Origin of the sequence: Natronorubrum sulfidifaciens JCM 14089, from assembly GCF_000337735.1 — an archaeon.
Classification (GTDB): Archaea; Halobacteriota; Halobacteria; order Halobacteriales; family Natrialbaceae; genus Natronorubrum; species Natronorubrum sulfidifaciens.
The window spans coordinates 61,259-80,377 of sequence record NZ_AOHX01000058.1 but is presented as its reverse complement, the minus strand read 5'-3'; the positions used below and the strand labels follow the sequence as shown (position 1 = coordinate 80,377).

The 19,119-nt window shown below is 59.0% G+C and carries 18 protein-coding genes; 12 read left to right on the top strand and 6 right to left on the bottom strand.

Features of this window, described 5'->3' with window-relative positions; all coding sequences use genetic code 11:
• Positions 1–765, top strand: a 765-nt coding sequence (locus C495_RS16880; RefSeq protein ID WP_008165137.1) for a potassium channel family protein, incomplete at its 5' end; no start/stop codon positions are given.
• A 119-nt stretch (positions 766–884) separates the two neighbouring features.
• On the opposite strand, the gene C495_RS16875 is transcribed toward C495_RS16880, so the two are convergent.
• Positions 885–1,730 carry a universal stress protein gene (locus C495_RS16875; RefSeq protein WP_008165135.1) on the bottom strand — a complete coding sequence of 282 codons (846 nt, stop codon included), beginning with the start codon at positions 1,728–1,730 and terminating at the stop codon, positions 885–887.
• Between the two features lie 405 nt (positions 1,731–2,135).
• Here C495_RS16875 and C495_RS16870 point away from each other — a divergent pair, with 405 nt between their 5' ends.
• The gene (locus tag C495_RS16870; RefSeq protein ID WP_008165134.1) at positions 2,136–3,005 is read left to right on the top strand and encodes a helix-turn-helix domain-containing protein; all 870 of its coding nucleotides are present in this window, start codon (positions 2,136–2,138) and stop codon (positions 3,003–3,005) included.
• Between the two features lie 73 nt (positions 3,006–3,078).
• Here C495_RS16870 and tsaA read toward each other — a convergent pair whose 3' ends face one another.
• The gene (tsaA, locus tag C495_RS16865) at positions 3,079–3,513 is read right to left on the bottom strand and encodes a tRNA (N6-threonylcarbamoyladenosine(37)-N6)-methyltransferase TrmO (RefSeq protein ID WP_008165132.1); all 435 of its coding nucleotides are present in this window, start codon (positions 3,511–3,513) and stop codon (positions 3,079–3,081) included.
• Positions 3,514–3,887: 374 nt separating this feature from the next.
• Between tsaA and C495_RS16860 the strand changes: the two genes are divergently transcribed.
• The 5 genes from C495_RS16860 to C495_RS16840 all read left to right on the top strand — a co-directional run bounded on the left by C495_RS16860 (position 3,888) and on the right by C495_RS16840 (position 10,527).
• Entirely contained in the window at positions 3,888–5,363 is a 1,476-nt protein-coding gene (locus C495_RS16860; RefSeq protein WP_049890412.1) for a cytochrome ubiquinol oxidase subunit I, read from the top strand.
• Positions 5,356–6,357, top strand: coding sequence for a cytochrome d ubiquinol oxidase subunit II (locus C495_RS16855; RefSeq protein ID WP_008165128.1), 1,002 nt, complete (start codon positions 5,356–5,358; stop codon positions 6,355–6,357). The genes C495_RS16860 and C495_RS16855 overlap by 8 nt, the downstream gene beginning before the upstream one ends.
• Positions 6,358–7,272: 915 nt before the next feature.
• Positions 7,273–7,593 (top strand): hypothetical protein, encoded by a 321-nt coding sequence (locus tag C495_RS18415; RefSeq protein WP_008165127.1) that lies wholly within the window; start codon positions 7,273–7,275, stop codon positions 7,591–7,593.
• Positions 7,594–7,719: 126 nt separating this feature from the next.
• Positions 7,720–9,495, top strand: a complete 1,776-nt coding sequence (locus tag C495_RS16845; protein ID WP_008165125.1) for a nitrite/sulfite reductase — start codon at positions 7,720–7,722, stop codon at positions 9,493–9,495.
• A 450-nt stretch (positions 9,496–9,945) separates the two neighbouring features.
• The gene (locus tag C495_RS16840) at positions 9,946–10,527 is read left to right on the top strand and encodes a hypothetical protein (protein ID WP_008165123.1); all 582 of its coding nucleotides are present in this window, start codon (positions 9,946–9,948) and stop codon (positions 10,525–10,527) included.
• 295 nt (positions 10,528–10,822) lie between these two features.
• Here the strand turns inward: C495_RS16840 and C495_RS16835 are convergent, their stop codons facing one another.
• Entirely contained in the window at positions 10,823–11,293 is a 471-nt protein-coding gene (locus C495_RS16835) for a universal stress protein (protein WP_008165121.1), read from the bottom strand.
• 289 nt (positions 11,294–11,582) lie between these two features.
• Positions 11,583–12,998: a dihydroorotase gene (locus C495_RS16830; protein WP_049890410.1), complete on the bottom strand. Its 1,416-nt coding sequence runs from the start codon at positions 12,996–12,998 to the stop codon at positions 11,583–11,585.
• Positions 12,999–13,111: 113 nt separating this feature from the next.
• Between C495_RS16830 and C495_RS16825 the strand changes: the two genes are divergently transcribed.
• Positions 13,112–13,864 carry an SDR family NAD(P)-dependent oxidoreductase gene (locus C495_RS16825; RefSeq protein ID WP_008165117.1) on the top strand — a complete coding sequence of 251 codons (753 nt, stop codon included), beginning with the start codon at positions 13,112–13,114 and terminating at the stop codon, positions 13,862–13,864.
• 7 nt (positions 13,865–13,871) lie between these two features.
• Here C495_RS16825 and C495_RS16820 read toward each other — a convergent pair whose 3' ends face one another.
• Positions 13,872–14,501: an isochorismatase family protein gene (locus tag C495_RS16820; RefSeq protein WP_008165115.1), complete on the bottom strand. Its 630-nt coding sequence runs from the start codon at positions 14,499–14,501 to the stop codon at positions 13,872–13,874.
• A 238-nt stretch (positions 14,502–14,739) separates the two neighbouring features.
• On the opposite strand from C495_RS16820, the gene C495_RS16815 reads away from it, so the two are divergent.
• The 4 genes from C495_RS16815 (at position 14,740) to C495_RS16800 (ending at position 18,539) form a co-directional block, all read left to right on the top strand.
• Positions 14,740–15,507: an IclR family transcriptional regulator gene (locus tag C495_RS16815; protein ID WP_008165113.1), complete on the top strand. Its 768-nt coding sequence runs from the start codon at positions 14,740–14,742 to the stop codon at positions 15,505–15,507.
• Between the two features lie 79 nt (positions 15,508–15,586).
• On the top strand, positions 15,587–16,825 hold the full coding sequence (locus tag C495_RS16810) for a Zn-dependent hydrolase (RefSeq protein ID WP_049890409.1): 1,239 nt from the start codon (positions 15,587–15,589) through the stop codon (positions 16,823–16,825).
• Positions 16,822–17,859, top strand: a complete 1,038-nt coding sequence (locus C495_RS16805) for an LLM class flavin-dependent oxidoreductase (protein ID WP_008165109.1) — start codon at positions 16,822–16,824, stop codon at positions 17,857–17,859. Before C495_RS16810 ends, C495_RS16805 begins: the two co-directional genes overlap by 4 nt.
• A gap of 164 nt (positions 17,860–18,023) precedes the next feature.
• Positions 18,024–18,539, top strand: a complete 516-nt coding sequence (locus C495_RS16800; protein ID WP_008165108.1) for an Lrp/AsnC family transcriptional regulator — start codon at positions 18,024–18,026, stop codon at positions 18,537–18,539.
• 18 nt (positions 18,540–18,557) lie between these two features.
• On the opposite strand, the gene C495_RS16795 is transcribed toward C495_RS16800, so the two are convergent.
• Complete coding sequence (locus C495_RS16795; RefSeq protein ID WP_049890415.1) at positions 18,558–19,013, bottom strand: GNAT family N-acetyltransferase; 456 nt, start codon at positions 19,011–19,013, stop codon at positions 18,558–18,560.
• Positions 19,014–19,119: the final 106 nt, after the last annotated feature.

Below are 19,119 nucleotides of genomic sequence, written 5' to 3'. Positions count from 1 at the left end.
GCCCAGCTGCTTGCTGGAACTGTCTTCTTGATTATCTTCGCGACGGTCGTCCTCCAGGCCGGCCTCGCACGACAGATCGCGAACTACCTCGAGGTTTCACCAATGCGCACACTCATCATCGGCGGGGGACGGGTCGGCCTCTCCCTCGCAGAACGGCTCGAACAGGACGGCGAAAACGTACTCCTCATCGATACCGATCCCGACGCGGTCGAAACGGCCCGCAAACGCGGGCTCCGAGCGATCGAAGGCGACGGCACCGACGCCGACGTCCTCGAGCGCGCCGGTGCGTCGGACGCGAAGACGGTCATCGCGACCTCGCCGGACGACGACGTCAACCTGCTGGTCTGTCAGCTCTCGAAGACGACCTTCGGCGTCGAAAAGATCGCCTCGCGAGTCAACCAGCCCGACAACGTCGACGCCTTCGAATCGCTGGGCGTCCGGGCGATTGATCTCTCGATGGCGACGGCGTGGTCGCTCGAGAACGTCTTAGCGCGGCCGTCGCTGTCGGCGTGGATGAACGAACTCGGTCGAACTGGCGACGTCCAAGAGATTGAAGTTACAGCCGGAGATCTCGTCGGAAAGACAATCGCCGAACTCAACGCGGAGATCCCTGACGGCTGCATCGTCGGCTTGCTCACCCACCAGAACGGAACGACCGAGGTCCCGACTGGCGACCACCGGCTTCGAGACGGCGACCGAGTGACGTTCCTCGGCCAAACGGACGCAGTCGATCGAGCCAGCAAGCGGTTCCATCCGCACGACTGAGACCGCTTGACTCGGTGTCGATCACAGCGACACAGCGCGAAAGCTACCCTGTTCGGAGTGGGAGAACGCACGTCTTTCCGTTGCACAGCCCACGAAGCACACCAAAAACAGGGATCGGCTCAGGCGATTCGGTTCGGTGGCACGATGAACACGTTTCCGGCTGCGTTTGCGACGATCGATTCGGAGACGCTGCCAAGGAGGAGCCGTCGGAGTCTGCTCTGTCCGCGTGAGCCAACCAGCGTCGTCGTCGGCTCGTGGGCTGTCTCTGCTGCGAGAACTTCGTCGGCTGGACTGCCCTCTCGGATGTCGATGGTGACGTCGATCCCCCATTCTTCGAGCCGATCAGCGAGTTCAGCGAGTCGTTGCTCAGGCTCGCCGTCGCCGTCAGGGCCCGGGTTCCCCGGTGTTTGGACGTGAACCAGCGTCGCTTCTTGGGTCGCGTGACGGAGATAGGAGAACGCCTCGAAGGCCCGATCGGCGTTCCCGGAGAAGTCGGTCGCATACAGCATTCGCTCGAACAGGTGTTTCTCGACGAGTTCTGGCTCGTCGGTGTCGCGCTCGATCCGGTTGACGAGCAACGGAACGACCGATGTTCGTGCGAGATTCCGTGTTGTCGAGCCAATGAGGCGGTTCTCGAGCGGGCTCTTCCCGCGGGAGCCGACGATGGACATGTCGGCATCGATCATTTCGGCGATCCCATTAATGCGCCGGTGGGGTGTCCCCCGGACGACGTACGTCTCGACATCGAAGCCGGCGTCCTCGATCGACTGCTGGTAGCGCCGAAGCGCCCGACGCCGTCGTTTCTCGTGGTCAATTCCAGGTGTTCCGGCATGGACGTTGTCCGGAACGACCGTAACGAGGTGGAGTTCTTCGACACCGATTCGTCCGAGACAGTCGAGGCAAGTCTCAGTCTCGATGGCGGCTTCACTAGCCGCAGATAGGTCTGTTGCATAGACCGCTTTCATACGTATCGATCCATTCGGACGGCTAATATTTGTGGTGGTTCGGTTGCCGAACGCCCATGATCGCGGCTGAGAGAGCGTCTACTGNCTGTTGCATAGACCGCTTTCATACGTATCGATCCATTCGGACGGCTAATATTTGTGGTGGTTCGGTTGCCGAACGCCCATGATCGCGGCTGAGAGAGCGTCTACTGTCTGCCCATCTAGTATGTGCAATATTTTCTGATAGCGCTATCGTTCATACGTCACCCCATCGAAAATCGTCCGGTTCGAGCCCTTTAGGCGTTGTAAGCGACTAGCTTCGAATGGGATGGTCACTACCGCTACGTTCGCCGATGGGTCGGATCGAACGACACCACTGCTGTCGAACCACGCCCCGACTGCGTTACTGCTCCAACGGGTAGTACGATGAGTGTCTCAACAGATCGTCTCCGTGAGTTTACGTTTACACTCGAGTACAACCCCGGCGAAGACGAGGTTGCGGACCTCTTTCGTGACCATCCGAATCTCAGGGCATCGATGATCGACATCAACACCGGCGACCGGTCGTACGTTCGCCTCGTGCAACTCACTGGCCCACCCGAAGCGACCGATCACCTCCAGACGATGCTCGAGGACCGAGAGTATCTTCCGCGTGCGGTCGGCTCCGATCGGTGCTGTGGTACGAGCACGGCCTATCGCCTCGAGTGTGCGCCGAGACAGCGACTCGTGTATGCGTACGTCGATAGAATCTGTGACTGCCAGTCGATACACAACATTGCCTCGGCGTATCTCGATCGGGGGACCATCTTCGAGTGCAGACACCACGCTGGTCGAGAGCGGTGGCGTCTGTTGATGCGTTCCGACGAGGCAGTCGGTGAACTCCTCGAGCATATCGAGGCTGCCTGTCGAGCTGGCGTCTCCGTCGAAGTCGGCCATCTCGGGGAGGCGACAGAGTGGCACGGTGAGGCGTTCGTCGATGCTGANCTCCTCGAGCATATCGAGGCTGCCTGTCGAGCTGGCGTCTCCGTCGAAGTCGGCCATCTCGGGGAGGCGACAGAGTGGCACGGTGAGGCGTTCGTCGATGCTGATCTGACGGGCTCACAGCGGGAGGCGATCGCGCAAGCGGCTGCCAGAGGCTACTACGAACGTCCCCGCGAAGCCACGATCGGCGAACTCGCGGCTGAACTCGACATTCCGGAGTCGACGCTTTCCTACCGGCTTCGAATGGCCGAATCACGGCTCGTCAAACGCTCTCTGAATCGATATGCCGAAGACGACGACGCCCCGCCCACGTGAGCGATGGACCAGCGACACGCCAGCGGCGTGCCATCGAACTCTGTCCGTTGTACTTTGAGACGCGAGTCACTCCTCAGTCATCGAGCCATCCGAGCTCGAGGTGGTCGTTGTCGACCGACGGCACGTACGGTTTCACATCGAGGACCGGCGTTCCATCGAGGAGGTCGAGTCCTTTGACGGTCAGTCGTCTTCCATCACGGTTGTACAGTTCGACGACGGTCTGTGCGATCGGGTTCGGGCGGTGTGGACTCCGCGTTGCGAACACCCCAACCTCGACATCGTCGGCGTGTGGCGGTCGGGAGGTCAGCTGTGCCACTTCGACTTCGTCAAGATGGGCGACGATAACGATGTGAGAGAACTCCTCGAGTCCGTCGAGGCCGCGTTCGTACTCCATCTCGAGGACGATTTCACTCGTCGTTTCATCGACCTCGTCGTGTGGGACGTCAGCAGGAGAGTCATAGGGCGAGCGAACGTGTCCGATTGGCGTGTAGCTAACATCGACTGTCATAACTGAACGTAGTCAGCAGCTNGAGCGAACGTGTCCGATTGGCGTGTAGCTAACATCGACTGTCATAACTGAACGTAGTCAGCAGCTCCAGATAAACATCTGGTTGGTCCCCAATATGGTGCCTTCGAAGACGGGAGCGGAAAGAACTGGCAACCCGTGGCAGAAACAGCCGTTTTGCCAGCGTCACTCCCCACCGGCCGAACCGTCATCGAGCCGCGAGAAGTAACGCTTTGTGGAATATAGTTGTAGTTCATACCTCGAATATGAACTCTTTTAGCAGTATTAGTTCTGGTTTATGCATCGAAACTTGGCGATGACCGAAGCGTTGCTTACCGTCCCTGAATCCCTATCGGCGACTAGCAGGTGAGCATGATATGCACGCGAGTCGAACGATAGTGGCAACCGATCCGACACTCACAGCAGTGATAACCGAACTTGGGCCGCTGCTGGCGTTTCTCACACCGGAGTTAGCCAGCAGGATTCAGTTTGGCTGGACGATTACGATCCATATTATTTTTGCAGCGCTTTCCGTCGGACTTGCGCCGTTTCTCGTCTATTTCACTGTCCAGGAAGTTAGGACCGGCGAGAACCGATACGCACGTCTTCGGAAGTTCTGGACGAAAATCTTCGCGGTCGGCTTCATTATGGGTACCGTTACCGGTATTCCGATGGGCTTTATGTTTGGCACGAACTTCGCGGCGTTCTCGACGACCGCCGGTGAGATGATCGGTGGGCCGCTCTCGTTCGAAGCGAAGATGGCGTTTATGCTCGAGGCCGTCTTCCTCGGTGTGTTGCTGTTCGGCCGTGAGCGTGTCTCCGATGGGTTCTACGCGCTCTCGTCGTTTCTCGTCGCGCTCGGCGCGTGGCTCTCTGCGTTCTGGATCCTCGTCGTCAACTCCTGGATGCAGACGCCACGTGGGTACGAGGTCGTGATGGAAGATGGGGTTCCGATTGCACAACTTACCGACCCGATGGCGGCGTTTTTCAATCCTCGATTCCCGTGGATGTACGTCCACATGCAAAACGCCGCGATCATCTCAGTGACGCTTGTCATCGCGGGGATCGCCGCCTACTTCGTCTGGAAAAACCGAGAGAGCAAGGTGTGGCGGACCGCGCTGCAGGTTACCGTTGTCGTTTTGCTGGTTTCGTCGGCCTTTCAAGCAGCCCACGGCGATATGTACGGCCGACACGTCGCCGAGACCCAGCCACACAAGTTCGCCGCGATGGAGGCCCACTACGAGACTGGCCAGGCTGATCTCCACCTCATTGCGATCCCAACCGATCTCGAGGCGATTACCGATCCTCGAGCGGACAATCTTTATACGATCAGCATTCCCCAGCTCGCGTCGTTCCTTGCAAGCGGGGGTGATCCGACCGCCGAGGTAACCGGCCTTAACGACTTCGAGTACGAGTCACCGCCCGTGGCGTGGGTATTCTGGTCGTTCCGGATCATGGTCGGGCTCGGCTTTTGGTTCATCGGGCTGGGTGCCTGGGGCACGTATCGTCTCTGGCGCGGTGGCCTCTACGATGACGAGCGCTACCTGCAGGCGCTGATGCTCTCTTCGCCACTGGGGTTTGTTGCCCTGATCACTGGCTGGTACGTCGCCGAGATCGGCCGCCAGCCGTGGATCATCCAGGATGTGCTCACGACTGCGGACGGCGTCTCCCCACCGTTGTCTTCGACGGAAGCGACGCTGACGCTGGTCGCGTTCGTGATCGGCTATCTGTTGTTGTTTGGCGTCTTCCTGTACGTCCTCAAGCGGATTCTCGATGAGGAGGCCGACCGACACACGGTCGGTATCGAGGAAGACGACCGACCCGACACACCGGGGGTGATCGCTGATGACTAACATCCTCTCTGATTCGGCGTACGTAGTCGAATCGCTGCCCGAACTCTGGTTCGGCCTTGTCATGATTAGCCTCGGCGTCTATCTGCTGCTCGATGGCTTCGATTTCGGCCTCGGCATGCTGTTTGTCGAGGCCGACGAAACCGAACGGGAGCGCATGCTCGCTGCCTTCGGCCCGCTGTGGAAGGCCAACGAGGTCTGGCTCGTCCTGTTCGGGACGGTGCTGTTCGCCGGCTTCCCGGCGGTCTATGCCAACATCCTGTCCCGTCACTACCTGCTGGTCTTTGCAATCTTGCTGGCGCTCGGTCTCCGTGGACTGGGGTCGAAACTCCGTGAAGAACACGACGACGACCAGTGGGTTCGCTTCTGGGACGCCTGTTTCGTCGTCGGAAGCACCACTGCGCCGTTCTTGCTCGGAGTGTTCGTCGCGAGTTGGGTGCTCGGTGAACCGTCAGCGCTCGCCGTGGCCCCGATCGTTGTCGGGATTACGGTTGTCGCACTTTCTATCGTCCTCGGCGCGGCGTTTCTTGGCATCAAGACCAGAGGGACACTTCGCGAGCGAGTCGTCCGCCGGGGCCGGGCGGCGATTGCAGTCTACGTCGGGCTGTTCGCACTTACAGCGGTCGTGTTGTTCGTTCGCTACCCCGAACTGCAACCGGTGCTACAGTCGATCCCGACTGCGGCGATGGTTCTCGCCACGCTCGTGTTTGCTATGCTCGGTGTCGGTACCACGTCCAACGGCTACTACCACGGTGCGTTTCTCTCAGCAGCAGGGCTGGCAGCTGTGTTCGTCCTCTTTATCAGCACGCTCCTGTATCCCGCGGTCGATCCCGCAGCAGGTCTCTCGATCACCGACGCAGTTGTCTCCCCGCTTTCGCTTAATCTGACGGCCGTTTTTGCAGTCGTGTTCCTCCCGATTATTGGCTTCTACTTCGTGTTTCTCTATACACTGTTTAGCGGCCCGGCAAGCCCCGAAACCAGCTATAGTAGCCACTGAACGTCACTGCACACTGCATCGTACGATGGCTCTGCGATGTGTGTGTAAATCGGTTCAGTTGTTACTATATCACTGACGCAGGTTTCCATCTCGATTGGTTTTGAACTGTGCTGATCGGTTCTCTGATCCGCAGTGTGGTCTCTCTGCTTGCAGTCTGCGCTTGACTGTTGTGCTCGAGAATGCCCTCGAGCAACTCACCGACCTCGCGGCGAAAAGAGCGACGACCTCCGTGTTGATTGACTGGCAACAGTTGGCTTTCTAATCCACGTTAGATACATTTGGTAATTAACTCTTCAAAGAACCACTCAGCTTAGGAAATAGATAGAAAGACCGAGAAATAGATGTTGAATGACAGTGTCTACCATCCCCACGAGCGTGGCCCACAGCAAATCCGTGGAGTCGACTCAACTCACATCTCGCTCGAGCGGAGTCTGAACTGAAGCGATGATCGACAGCACTGGTTGGGTGTTGTTGTCGATTCGAAGCCGGATAGTATCCGCTGATAAACGGCTTTACTCCGAGTTCTCGGCGCTTTTAGACGGAACAGTTGCTTCGCGTAACTGAAAACAGTCTGTCGAAGCGACGGTAGTTCTCGTCGAGAGTCCATGCCGACTCCAGACGGATCTTGATGGTGAGCGTCTCGATTTTGGAGTTGGAAACGAAGAAGTCGGAACGCTACTAACTGTGTACATTCCTGATGAGATACCAAATATATACTTTCCCATAACATATACTATATACGATATTACTAACTCCTGAACTGTGTTCAATAGCAGCGCAATTTAAGGGGCATCTCAGTACGTGGCTGGTCCGTCATCGGAATCAAAATTGTGGCATTTGTTTCCGGCTTCTGTTTGAATGGGTAAGCGTTGCACGAGACGATGGAAGCAGACTACTGGACGTTCTACACTGCATATGTCGATCGCACTTCGAACGTTAGACGACGGGGCGTGGATCAGCGTCAACAATTCTCGCCAGGTGAGTGTCAGTGACGTCTGGACCCTTTCTCGAGGCGTGTTTTGTGACTGTAAACCTGCGTATGTTCTGCTCGAGGCGTTCCTCGACGTTCGTGTCGATGGGCCGACCGTGGTCGCGGAAGCAGTCGGACAGTGTCTCGAGTGCGGTGTACGTGAGACGATCACGTATCTTCCCGTCGGCCGAATCGTTGACGGTACATTCGAACCCGTTGATCCTGAGACGGTGCAGTCGGTCCTCGAACCGGCGGGTAAGCACTGACAGTATGTGTCGCAAAAATTGCCACCTCTCTCAACTAACAGGCAAAACTGCCGTGAGAGACGAGATGCGGGGAGAACTGACGGGACAGGGAGACGGTTATGTATCCCCCGTCATAGAACGGATAGAATGGCCAGCGATGTCGAGAAGTGGAAGGACGAACTGTACGGGACGGAGATCCGTGCGGAAATAGAGCGCTTCGCCGAGGCAGGCTGGGAAGCGATTCCCGACGATGAACACGACGCCTGGTTCGAGCGGTTCAAATGGTATGGACTGTATCACCAGCGAGCGGGTCAGGAGTCGTATTTCATGATGCGGATCGGGCCGCCAGGCGGCGTCCTCGAGCCGGGGCAGTTCCGACAGCTCGTCGAGATCGCGGATGACTTCTCCCGTGGTCCGGCCGAGAATCCCGAATTCGGAAACGGCTGGATCGACGTGACGACCAGACAGGCAATTCAACTGCACTGGATTCGTCTCGAGGACGTCCCTGAAATCTTCGATCGACTCGAGGCGGTCGGTCTCTCGACGGTCCAAGCCTGTGGAGACTCGTGGCGGAATATCGTTGGCTGTCCGGTTGCCGGCAAAGACAAGCACGAACACGTCGATGCCGATACCCTCGCGACGGAACTCCACGACACGTTCAAGCGAAACGAGACGTACTCGAATCTCCCGCGAAAGTGGAAAGTCTCGGTAACGGGATGTGACGAAGGCTGTGGGCAGGGCGACATCAACGATCTGGCCTTCGAACCTGCCGAGAAGGAGATCGATGGCGAGTCCGTGACGGGATACAACGTCCGTGTCGGTGGGGGCCTCTCGCGCAACGAGCCACGGCTTGCCCGTGATATCGACGTCTTCGTGACGCAGGAACAGGCAATCGAAGTTGCGGGTGGCATTTCCGGACTGTTCCGTGACCACGGTGACCGAGAGAACCGTTACAACGCCCGTATGAAGTTCCTCGTCGACGAATGGGGGCCGGAGGCGATCCGCGAAACGCTGCAAGCGGACTACGTCGATTTCGAACTCGAGACGGCTGGAGAGGACCTTCGAGACTCGTATTCGTACAACGCCGGTGAAGCTGACGGGAAACACGACCACGTTGGTGTCCACGAACAGGATGACGGCAACTATTACGTCGGACTAAACGTCCTCGTGGGGCGAATCGGCGTCGATGACGCGTATGAACTCGCCGACGCGGCAGCGACGTACGGGTCGGGCGAAGTGCGGCTGACCCAGCGACAGAATATCGTCTTCACCGACGTCCCGGCGGAGAATCTCGATGACTTGCGCGGAGAGGCAGTGCTCGATGACTACAGTCCCGACCCACATCCCTTCCAGCGTGGCTCGATCGCCTGTACGGGAACGGAGTTCTGCTCGCTGTCGATCGTCGAGACGAAAAACCGGCAGGTCAGATTCGGTCGCTGGCTTACGGACAACGTCTCCCTCCCTGAAGGGGTCGAGAATTTCCACATTCATCTCTCGGGATGTACTGCCTCGTGTGCACAGCCACAGATCGCCGATGTCTCCCTGCGCGGGATGAAAACGCGCAAGAACGGCGAGCCAGTCGAAGCACTCGACATTGGTCTCGGCGGCGGACTCGGAGCTGAGCCCCAGTTTGCCTCTTGGGTCGCCGAACGGATTCCGGCAGACGAGGTCCCCGGAGCGATCGCGAACTTGATCGAAAACTTCACCGAGGTACGCGATGGAAACGAGAGCTTCCGTGAGTTCGTCGCTGCTCGAGACGCCGACGAACTCGCCGACCTGATCGAACCCGAGGAGACGGATTACGACGATCCGTACCTCCACAATACGAAGCGAACGTGGTACCCGTACGCTGACGAGGACGACCTCGAGGCGAGCCCGGCACCCGCTCGAGCGGATGGAACACCGATCTCGTCCGATGATTAGATCGAGTCTCGTCTGACGGATCGCTGGTATGCCGTGCGGTGCTGTTCGAGACGCTCGCGAAACCGCGACGTGTCTTGCTCGAGGAGTGACCAAAGCGACCGTCTAGATGCGTCTCTGTCATTTCACCCACGATATAAAAACGCCACAGCACGCAGAGGATACGCTCAAGTACGTGTTCTGGTCACTCTCGTCGGAATTCGGATTGCTCTATCTGAGATTTATCACGCAAATCAATGGTTTTTGGAATGTATTCGGCCACCATTCGATTCGCGATCAAAGATTACACCTGAGTCACTCAAACGGGTGTTAACACCGTGTTGGTACTGACTGGCAGCGAAACAAACGATGTTGTTTATACGAAAAGTCGGCCAAGCAGTGGGTGCCCAAACAGGGCAGGAGAGAGACATGAGAGAAAATCATAATGCAGACGGCGATTCGCGACGGTCGTTTATGAAGAAAGGTGCATTAGCAACAACTGCACTCGCAGTCGGTGCTGGCGCAACCTCCGGAAGCGTGGCGGCACAGGAAGACAATGGAAACGGAAACGGCGAGGGAGAAGTGGTCGTGTCCGGTCACGATTACTACCCTGATGTCGACTTCGATGTCATCGCTGAGTTCGAGTCCGGGACGAGAGACGACCTGTTGGAGAACTTTGACGACGAGTTCGAAACGCCCGGCGACTGGGATGCGTACGCTGTCAACTTCGACATCGGGACGGGAGGTTCGTTGGGATACATCTTCGTCGATGAAGACGATGCTGACGTGAGTGCTGGCGACTCCGGAACGATGACTGGAACTGCATCGTTCCGGAACGCAGAGCTGAACCTCCTTGAGGTTGATATCTCGACTGAAGCCGGCGCTGACGACGAGGAAGACGACGAGGAAGACGACGAGGAGATGGACGACGAAGAGGAGGATGACGAGGCAATGGACGACGAAGAAGACACCGAACCCGAAAACGGGGCTCCTGAAGATGATGCCGCCGAGAACGGAAACGGAGAGGAGGAAGAAGAAAACGGGATCTTGGGCTAACGTAGCTAGTCGCTGTAACAGAGGGCGCTAAGCCCCCGTCCTCAGGGTCTTTATCTCGATAGTTCGAAGCGATTGACAAGCCGTCTGATCTCTATTGTCCCCGGTTCAGATTGGGACTCACCGCCGAGCAAGGTGAGCCGTTGGACTGGACGAGAGTGATACTGTCGGACAAAACTATTCGAAGATCGGTCGCGAATTCACGACCGACTTCTTACTGACTTCTGTCCGACAGTATGACCGTCACGGACTGCCGAGCATGACCGTGACCCTCGTTAGGGGTGTGTCCTGTCCGAGCTCATCTGACGACCATGACGGGAGTCGAGGCTCGCTTGACGACCGTTTCTGCAACGCTTCCCAAGAGGAACCGTTCTGACCCTGATCGGCAGTGGCTCCCCATCACGATTCTGTCAACATCGTGTTTGTCACTGTACTCGAGAATGATGTCTGCTGGTTTTCCGAACTCGAGGGCGGTTTCGATCGCATGGTCGTGGTCAGCTGCGTGCTCACGAGCCTCCTCGAAGACCGCGTCGGCGTTTTCCTCGGCCTGTTCGTGCCACTCGCGCCAGTACTCGATCGAAACGGTTCCTGGTGGTGCACCGTCGTGAAACTGTGGGCGCATCACGTCGATGAGACCGAGTCCTGAACCGATGGGGTCCATGACGTGTAACACCGTGATCGCCGCGTCGGGGTAGTCCGTCAGCGCGATATCCAGAGCCTTCGTCGAGAGCGGTGATCCCTCGGTCGGAACGAGCACATGTCTCGTCATATTCGACCACACGATTGCAGGGGGAAAATAGCCACAGGCTGACGTTCGATCGCAGACGAGCGCGACGTTGGGTCCCTGCACGACTGGTCTGGATTCCGTGACATCGACAGTGATCGTGACCGATCGGTGCGCGCAGGGATCGAGGGTGTCGGTTGCCCCTCTCGTGGACTGGTGTCTGGTTCGGCCTCGGTGCCTGTCGGGAGGTATATAAACCACCCAATTCGTTCCATCGATGAACGGCCCTGTTATCCCCTTCGTGTTGGGATAATATCGTATTTCTCCTCGCGGATCATTCAGCGGCTTCGACGCCGTCTTCGTGGCGTGGGAGGTACGATCCGATGCCGCCCTCGGTGAGGACCTCGTTGTCCTCGACGACGAGTTCGCCGCCCTTGATCGTGTGTGTCGGAGCGCCAGTCAGTTCGCGGCCGAACGCCGAACACCAGCGGTTGTCCAGTCCATAGAGGTAGTCCTCGTCGACGGTAAACTCCTTTGTCAGGTCGACGATAACGGCGTCGGCGTCCGCCCCCTCGACGAGTGCGCCTTTGCGTGGATAGATGCCGAACCGTTTCGCGTTGTTCGTCGAACAGACTTCGACCATCCGTTCCATCGAGATTCGGTTTTTGTTCACACCCTCGCTAAGCATGAGTGGGAGGAACGTCTGAAGCCCCTGATCGCCCGGCGGTGCCTCCCAGACGCTGCCGTCGCGGGGGCCTTTGAACTCGAGTTGGTACGGACAGTGGTCAGTGCCGACGTGGTCGAACGTGCCGTTTCGGAGGGCCTTCCAGAGCGCCTCCTGGTCCTTTTTGTACCCGATCGGGGGCGAAATCTTCCCCCAGAGACCGACGTCCTCGTCTTCGCAGTGGTTGGCGAGGAAACTCGGTAACGTCTCGCCGTGGATGCTGACGCCACGCTCGTTGTACCGTCCGAGTGCGTCGACGGTTTCTTCCATGCTGTTGTGGACGACGTACGTCGTCGCGCCGGTGTGTTCAGTGAGCATGCCGATCTGTTCGATCTGCATCGCTTGGCTGATCCCCGGTGAGGCGTCGGCCCACGCACTGAGATCGTCTCGGCCCTCCGCTTTGATCTCCTCGACTTTCACCGGCCCGAGATCGTCGTTTTCGGCGTGGAACATGACGACTGCGTTCTCCATCTCGGCTGTCTTTTTCAAGACGGTGTAGACGCGCCCGGCGTCGGAGTGGCCGATTCCCAACTCCGGAGCCGATGTCTTGTACATGTTGAAAAACAGCTTGAACGATCGGATCCCTTCCGCAGCGAGATCGTCGATTTCCTCGACGTGGTGATCCTGATGAACGATCGCGTGGAACCCGAAGTCGATGTAAGACTCCTGTTCGCCGGTCTCGACGAAGAAGTCCATGTCGGGAACGTACGGCTCCTCCTGAAGAAGGAACGTAAAGAACGACGTCACGCCGCCGGCGAGACAGGCTTTCGTCTCGGTCTCCATGTCGAGTTCGTACTGAGTGTGATAGTCGTTCTCGTAGCGAGAGATCCCCATGTGGTTGTGCGGACAGATGAATCCCGGAATGAGATAGTTCCCCTCGGCGTCGATTGTCTCGTCAGCTTCGGGCAGCGAACTGTCCGATCCGATGGCGACGATTTTCCCGTCTTTGGCGGCCATTCCGCCGTGGATCGTTCCGGAAGGTGTTACTACTCGTGCGTTAACAACTCGAGTGCTGGCTTCTACCATACACCATACAGAGAGCGAGTGGGGGCTTAACTGTACAGGAAATTAACACCGGAATGATACGTTTGGCGGATCTTGACGTGAACAGTTATACCGAGTGTGAGACGTTATTGATCATGGGACGAGTAGACGGCACACAGGCGTTAGTCACGGGAGCAAGCAAAGGTATCGGACGCGGCATCGCCGAGGGGCTGGCTGCGGAGGGGGCGACCGTCGGCGTCAACTATCCGCCACAGGAAGAATCGAGCCACGCTGACGACGTCGTCGAGACGATCGAAGCGAACGGGGGCACCGCACGCACGTTCGAAGCTGACGTCAGCGACGCCGCCGACGTCGAGTCGATGATCGACGCCTTCGAGATCGCGTTCGGGACGATCGATGTCCTCGTCAACAACGCGGGGATCTTGACCCAGTCACCGCTCGAGGAGATGCCGGTCGCGATGTGGGACGAAACGATCGCGGTGGACCTGCGCGGGACGTTTCTCCCGACTCGGTTTGCCCTCCCGATGATGCTCGAGTCGGGCACCGGCTCGATCATCAACGTGGCCTCACAGCTCGGCATTCTCGGCGGCGAGGAGTTGGTCCACTACTCGGCTGCCAAAGGCGGCGTGATCGCGATGACTCGAGCGCTCGCCCGCGAGGTGTCGCCGACGGTCCGGGTCAACGCCGTCGCGCCGGGGCCGGTCCAGACCGAACTGTTGGACGACATCAGCGAGGAGTGGCGCGAAGCAAAAGCGGCACAGCTTCCGATGGATCGTCTCGGCGAAGTCGAAGACATCGTCCCGACAGTTGTCTTCCTCGCCTCCGAGGAGAGCAGCTACTATACGGGACAGACGCTCAGCCCTGACGGCGGGGACGCGATGCACTAGCTCGGTTTCAGGCGTCGTGCAGATACTCACACACCTCATCGACCGGTTTGACGTCGCCGTACTTCGCGTGGATATCGAACAGGTTCGCCGCGTGTGGCTCCTCGAGCCGATCGCCGACGCTCTCTTCGGGAACGATCACACGAAAGCCGTGGGCACAGCCGTCGACGGCTGTCGCGCGCACGCAGCCACTGGTCGTACAGCCGGCGACGATGAGCGTATCGACGCCCCACGCGGACAGCATCGACTGAAGTTCGGTTTCGTGAAACGCACTCGCCTGTCGCTTGTCCAGTCGGTGGTCGCCGTCTCGAAGGTCGAGTCGGTCGTCGAATTCAACCCACTCCGAGTCCGCGGACAGTACCTCGAGCGTCGGGATTTTTTGCACCCACGTCCCAAGATCGGCTGCCTCCGGGTGGGTGGTGATGACTCGGGTCACGATGACGGGACAGTCGGCGTCGTGGGCGGCCTCGAGGAGTGCGTTCGTTCGCTCGACAACGGCTGTGAGGTCGCCGCCGAGCGGACACGACGGATCAGTAAACCCCTGTTGCAGATCGACGACGATCAGTGCGGGTGAATCGCCGTAGCCGATTTCGTTGTCCAGTCCTGCACGGTCATACACGTCCGGTGTGTCTGCTGGCATAGTGGGTGGTCCATCGCGGACGAGTCCGGCGGCGGTTCGTCCGAGTGGATACCACGATGTCGCTCGAGGGAGGCAAAAAGATTCGCGTCGGCGAGTCCGTCATCGGAGCCGGTGGAACGTCCAGTTCGAGTCGGCCAAACGGTGGTTCATTCCATTGAACTGTATAAGGAACTCCCCTATTACCCCGCCTCGAACAGCGAAACGGTGATTTAGCTGGAGTGGTATTGTATAACATAACATGGCAAGCGTCGAACCCAGTTCGTCAGTAAAGTCCGTTGATCGGTTGTTCGAGATCATCCGCATTCTAGACGAACTGAACGGCGCACGTGTGACCGAAGTTGCGACGCGACTCGAGATGCCAAAAAGCACCGTCCACGACCATCTATCGACGATGCACCAACACGAGTACGTCGTCAAAGAGGGCAACGAGTACTACCTCAGCCTCCAGTTTCTTCAACTCGGTGAGCACGCGCGATGGCGAAAGAAGGCATATCGGCTCACGTACGAAAAGGTGAGTCGACTGGCCGAGCGGACTGGCGAACGCGCACAGTTCATCGTCGAAGAACATGGACAGGGAGTCTACGTGCACCGCGAGACGGGTGAGTACGGCGTGAAAACGAACTCGGATATCGGCGAACGCGTCCCGCTCCACGCGACTGCCGCAGGGAAAGCGATTCTCAGCGCGCTTCCCGTGCCGTACATGGAAGCGTTGCTCGAGGACCTCGAACTCGAGGACTTCACCGAGCATACGGTCACGGACGTCGACGAGCTGCGAGCGGAACTGCAGGCTGCGCGGGAACGGAACTACGTGTTCAACGAGGAGGAGTATACGAAGGGATTGACCGCCGTCGGCGTGCCGGTGCTCGAACAGTCGGGGGCGGTGCTCGGTGCGATCAGCCTCTCGGGACCGACGTATCGGATGCAGGGTGAGTGGTTCACCGAAGAAGTGCCGTCGATGCTGCTGGGTACGGTCAACGAACTCGAACTCGATATCACGTTTTCGTAGCGACGACGTGTCGGTTTGTGATGAATATGCGTGTTGTTTCCACACAAAGGCTTATCTATGATTCCCGAGAGGTAGCTGTATGCCCATTTCGTTACAGCGAGAGCGCTTTGTATCGACGATGAAAGAGCAGGCCGAAATTGGTGGGACTGCTGACGGTGGCCTCCACAGGCTCACCCTCTCCGACGAGGACAAGGAGATCCGTGACTGGTTCAGAGACCAGATGACCGACGCCGACCTCTCGGTCCGGGTTGACGAGTTCGGAAACATGTTCGGACGCCGTGCGGGCACCGACTCCGACGCAAAGCCGGTCTTGGTCGGCTCCCACCTCGATTCGCAGCCCTACGGCGGTATCTACGACGGGGCGCTCGGCGTCATCGCCGCGCTCGAGTTAGTCCGGACGCTCAACGACACCGAGATCGAGACCGCCCATCCCATCGAGATCGTCAACTGGACTAACGAGGAGGGGTCGCGATTCCAGCCGGCAATGCAGGGCAGCGGCGTCTGGGCCGGCGCACACGACCTCGAGGAAGAGTACGCCAAGACCGACGTCGACGGCAAGGTGTTCGAAGACGAACTCGAGCGCATCGGTTACAAGGGCGAGGAACCCTGTGAACCCCCCGAGGAGTACGAGGCGTATCTCGAACTCCACGTCGAGCAGGGGCCCTACCTCGAGGAAAACGAGAAGGACGTCGGCGTGGTCACGGGAATCGTCGGCTTCACGTGGGGTGCGATCACGTTCTACGGCGAGGCCGACCACTCCGGGCCGACGCCGATGCACTATCGACAGGACGCGCTGGTCGCGGCGGCCGACGTCATCACCCAGATTCGGCGCATTCCGAGCACGCTCGGCGAGCGCACTGTCGGCACCACGGGCTACATCGACGCCAAGCCGAACTCGATCAACATCATCCCCGAGGAAGTTACGTTCACGTGGGGCTTTCGTGATCCCTCCGACGACGTGATTGACGAGGCTCGTCGGCGCGTCCTCGAGGAAGCCGAGTGGGCCGCCGATCGGGAGGGCCTCGAGTGGGAGTACGAGGACCGAATGCGCGCCCCGGCGGTCGAGTTCGCCGACGGGTGTGTCGATGCGGTCCAGACGGCAGCGGACGACCTCGGGTACGATAGCATGCAAATCTTCAGCGGCGCGGGACATGACGCAACACATATGCACAGCATTTGCGATACGGGAATGGTGTTCGCGGTGAGCGAGAACGGCAAGAGTCACAACGAGTCGGAGTACACGAGTTGGGACGACTGTTATGCGGCGGCCTCGACGATCGCGAACGCGGCGGTCGACCTCGCTGGAGGTGCACAATGAGCGACCCGACGTTCGACCGCCTCGGCATCTGGAACTGGGAGAGCGAGGACGTCGCCGACGAGATCGAGTACGCGAAGTACGCCGAGTCGAAAGGATTCGACTCGGTCTGGCAGGGCGAGTCGCGGCTGGTTCGTGACGCCATGACGATCATGGGGGCGTACACGCAGGTGACCGATTCGATTAAGTTCGGGCCGGGGGTCACCAACTGCTATACGCGAAACGTCGCCCTGATGGCCCAGACGTTCTCGACGCTCGACGAACTGTCGGGTGGTCGGGCGATGCTCGGCATCGGCGCGTGGTGGGACCCGCTTGCGAGCAAGGTGGGGATCGACCGACAGAACCCGCTTCGGTACATGTGGGAGTACTGTACCGTGCTCAAGAAACTCCTCGACCTCGAGACCGTCACCTACGACGGGCAGTACATTCAAGTCGAGGACATCGAACTCGATCTGGTGCGAGCCAACGCCGAGCCGCGAACAGTGCCGATCTACATCGGGGCGACCGGGCTGACGATGAACAAGATGGCGGGTGAGCTGGTCGGCAACGGCACGATTGACGGCGTCTACATGAACTACCTGATCCCGCCGGAGCACAACGAGCGGGCGATGGAGAAGCTCACCGAGGGCGTCGAGAAACAAGGCGGGACGATCGACGACGTCGACCGGCCACAGCTTATCGCCGTGTCGATGGACGAGGACGCAGACGTCGCCATCGACAACGCTCGCGGACTGGTCACCCAGTACATCGGCCAACAGCCCCACATCACGAAAGCGTCGGGGATCGACCCCGAAGTGGGCGAACAGGTCGGCGAGGAACTCGGCGGCTGGCCCGCTTCGGCCGAGGACATCGAGCGCGCCAGCCGACTGGTGCCCGACGAGGTCGTCACGAACATCGTCGCTGCTGGCACACCCGAGGACTGTGTTCAGAAAGTCGCCGACTACTGTGAGGCCGGCTGTACCGAGCCGTCGCTGTACTCGCTCGGCCCGAACGTCACAGAAGTGATCGACGTCTTCGCCGAGTTCAAAGCCGAGTAGCTCGAGCGATCGACGGGGTGTCGACTTCGAGGCGAGTTGCGCCCCATCGACGACACGCCGTCGCCCTCGCGGCTCCGATGTGGCGATGGATCGGTGACCGAGCGCCCACGTTGCCCGGCGGCGCGGAATCGTGGACTTAACTTTCTCCCCACGAAGTGTCCGATATGGACCACAACGACCGACCCGCCATCGACGAAACGGACGTCGCGATCCTCGAGCGTGTCGAGCGCGATGCTGACGTCAACCTCGCGGATCTCGCTGCAGAACTTGATCTCTCGAAATCAGCAGTTCACTATCGGTTGAACAAGCTCAAAGACGCTGACGTCATCGCGTCAGTTTCGGCGGACGTCGATCCGCTCGCGCTCGGTCTCGATATGGTGGTCATCACGGAGGTGTCGGTCGCACATGAGAGCGGCTACGCCGACGATATCGGTCAGGCACTCACCGAAATCGACGGCGTGTTTCAGGTGTACTATACGATGGGCGACGTCGACTTCATCGTTCACTCGCGGGTCCAAGACCGCGACCAGATGAACGACCTGATCGACGAAATCGTGACGATCGACGGCGTCAACGAGACGTCGTCGACGTTCGTGATGAAAGAACTGCAGACGAACCCGAAGACGGTCGCGAACATGTCCGACACAATGATCGAGACCGTTATCGACGGGACGGAGTGAGGGCGTCGCTGCGCTCGATCACTCCCTGTCGCCGTCGTTCGTGAGGTCGTATTTAAACGAGTAACAGTACTTCTCATAGCCGAGTGCGTCGGTGTAGAATCGGTGTGCATCGTCACGCCAGAGCCCCGACTCGAGTTCGACCGCTTCACAGCCTTCCGTCGCTGCCCAGTCGTGGACAAACGAGAGGAGCTGTTCACCGAACCCTTCCGAGCGCCGGGATTCGGTCGTCACCAGATCGTAGACGTAGGCGTGTTTGCCGAGATAGAAGTTCGTCGAGACCGTGACGCCGGCGACGGCGACGATCTCCTCGTCGTCGTAGAGGCCGAACAGTCGATACCCTTCCTCGTGCATCTGCTCGTACAGTTCGAAAAACAGGTCTTCGTCTAGATGTGTCCGCAGTTCGTTCAGGATTGGAAACCCCGTTCGCAGGTCGTCCTCGGTCGACAGCTGTTTGATAGTGGTCGTGGTGCTCATCTGTGTCTCGCTTCGAGTCTCTGCCGTCTGCTGACTGACAACTGTCATGCCGGCAACGGTAGACGGTCGATAGCAGTGTGGTTGAGACAGTCTACCACAAAAAACG

Bases quoted from the DNA above. Each gene is read 5' to 3' on its own strand.
- C495_RS16875 (WP_008165135.1), bottom strand. From the start codon at position 1,730: ATGAAAGCGGTCTATGCAACAGACCTATCTGCGGCTAGTGAAGCCGCC.
- tsaA (WP_008165132.1), bottom strand. From the start codon at position 3,513: ATGACAGTCGATGTTAGCTACACGCCAATCGGACACGTTCGCTCGCCC.
- C495_RS16860 (WP_049890412.1), top strand. From the start codon at position 3,888: ATGCACGCGAGTCGAACGATAGTGGCAACCGATCCGACACTCACAGCA.
- C495_RS16855 (WP_008165128.1), top strand. From the start codon at position 5,356: ATGACTAACATCCTCTCTGATTCGGCGTACGTAGTCGAATCGCTGCCC.
- C495_RS18415 (WP_008165127.1), top strand. From the start codon at position 7,273: ATGTCGATCGCACTTCGAACGTTAGACGACGGGGCGTGGATCAGCGTC.
- C495_RS16845 (WP_008165125.1), top strand. From the start codon at position 7,720: ATGGCCAGCGATGTCGAGAAGTGGAAGGACGAACTGTACGGGACGGAG.
- C495_RS16840 (WP_008165123.1), top strand. From the start codon at position 9,946: ATGAAGAAAGGTGCATTAGCAACAACTGCACTCGCAGTCGGTGCTGGC.
- C495_RS16835 (WP_008165121.1), bottom strand. From the start codon at position 11,293: ATGACGAGACATGTGCTCGTTCCGACCGAGGGATCACCGCTCTCGACG.
- C495_RS16830 (WP_049890410.1), bottom strand. From the start codon at position 12,998: ATGGTAGAAGCCAGCACTCGAGTTGTTAACGCACGAGTAGTAACACCT.
- C495_RS16825 (WP_008165117.1), top strand. From the start codon at position 13,112: ATGGGACGAGTAGACGGCACACAGGCGTTAGTCACGGGAGCAAGCAAA.
- C495_RS16820 (WP_008165115.1), bottom strand. From the start codon at position 14,501: ATGCCAGCAGACACACCGGACGTGTATGACCGTGCAGGACTGGACAAC.
- C495_RS16815 (WP_008165113.1), top strand. From the start codon at position 14,740: ATGGCAAGCGTCGAACCCAGTTCGTCAGTAAAGTCCGTTGATCGGTTG.
- C495_RS16810 (WP_049890409.1), top strand. From the start codon at position 15,587: ATGCCCATTTCGTTACAGCGAGAGCGCTTTGTATCGACGATGAAAGAG.
- C495_RS16805 (WP_008165109.1), top strand. From the start codon at position 16,822: ATGAGCGACCCGACGTTCGACCGCCTCGGCATCTGGAACTGGGAGAGC.
- C495_RS16800 (WP_008165108.1), top strand. From the start codon at position 18,024: ATGGACCACAACGACCGACCCGCCATCGACGAAACGGACGTCGCGATC.
- C495_RS16795 (WP_049890415.1), bottom strand. From the start codon at position 19,013: ATGAGCACCACGACCACTATCAAACAGCTGTCGACCGAGGACGACCTG.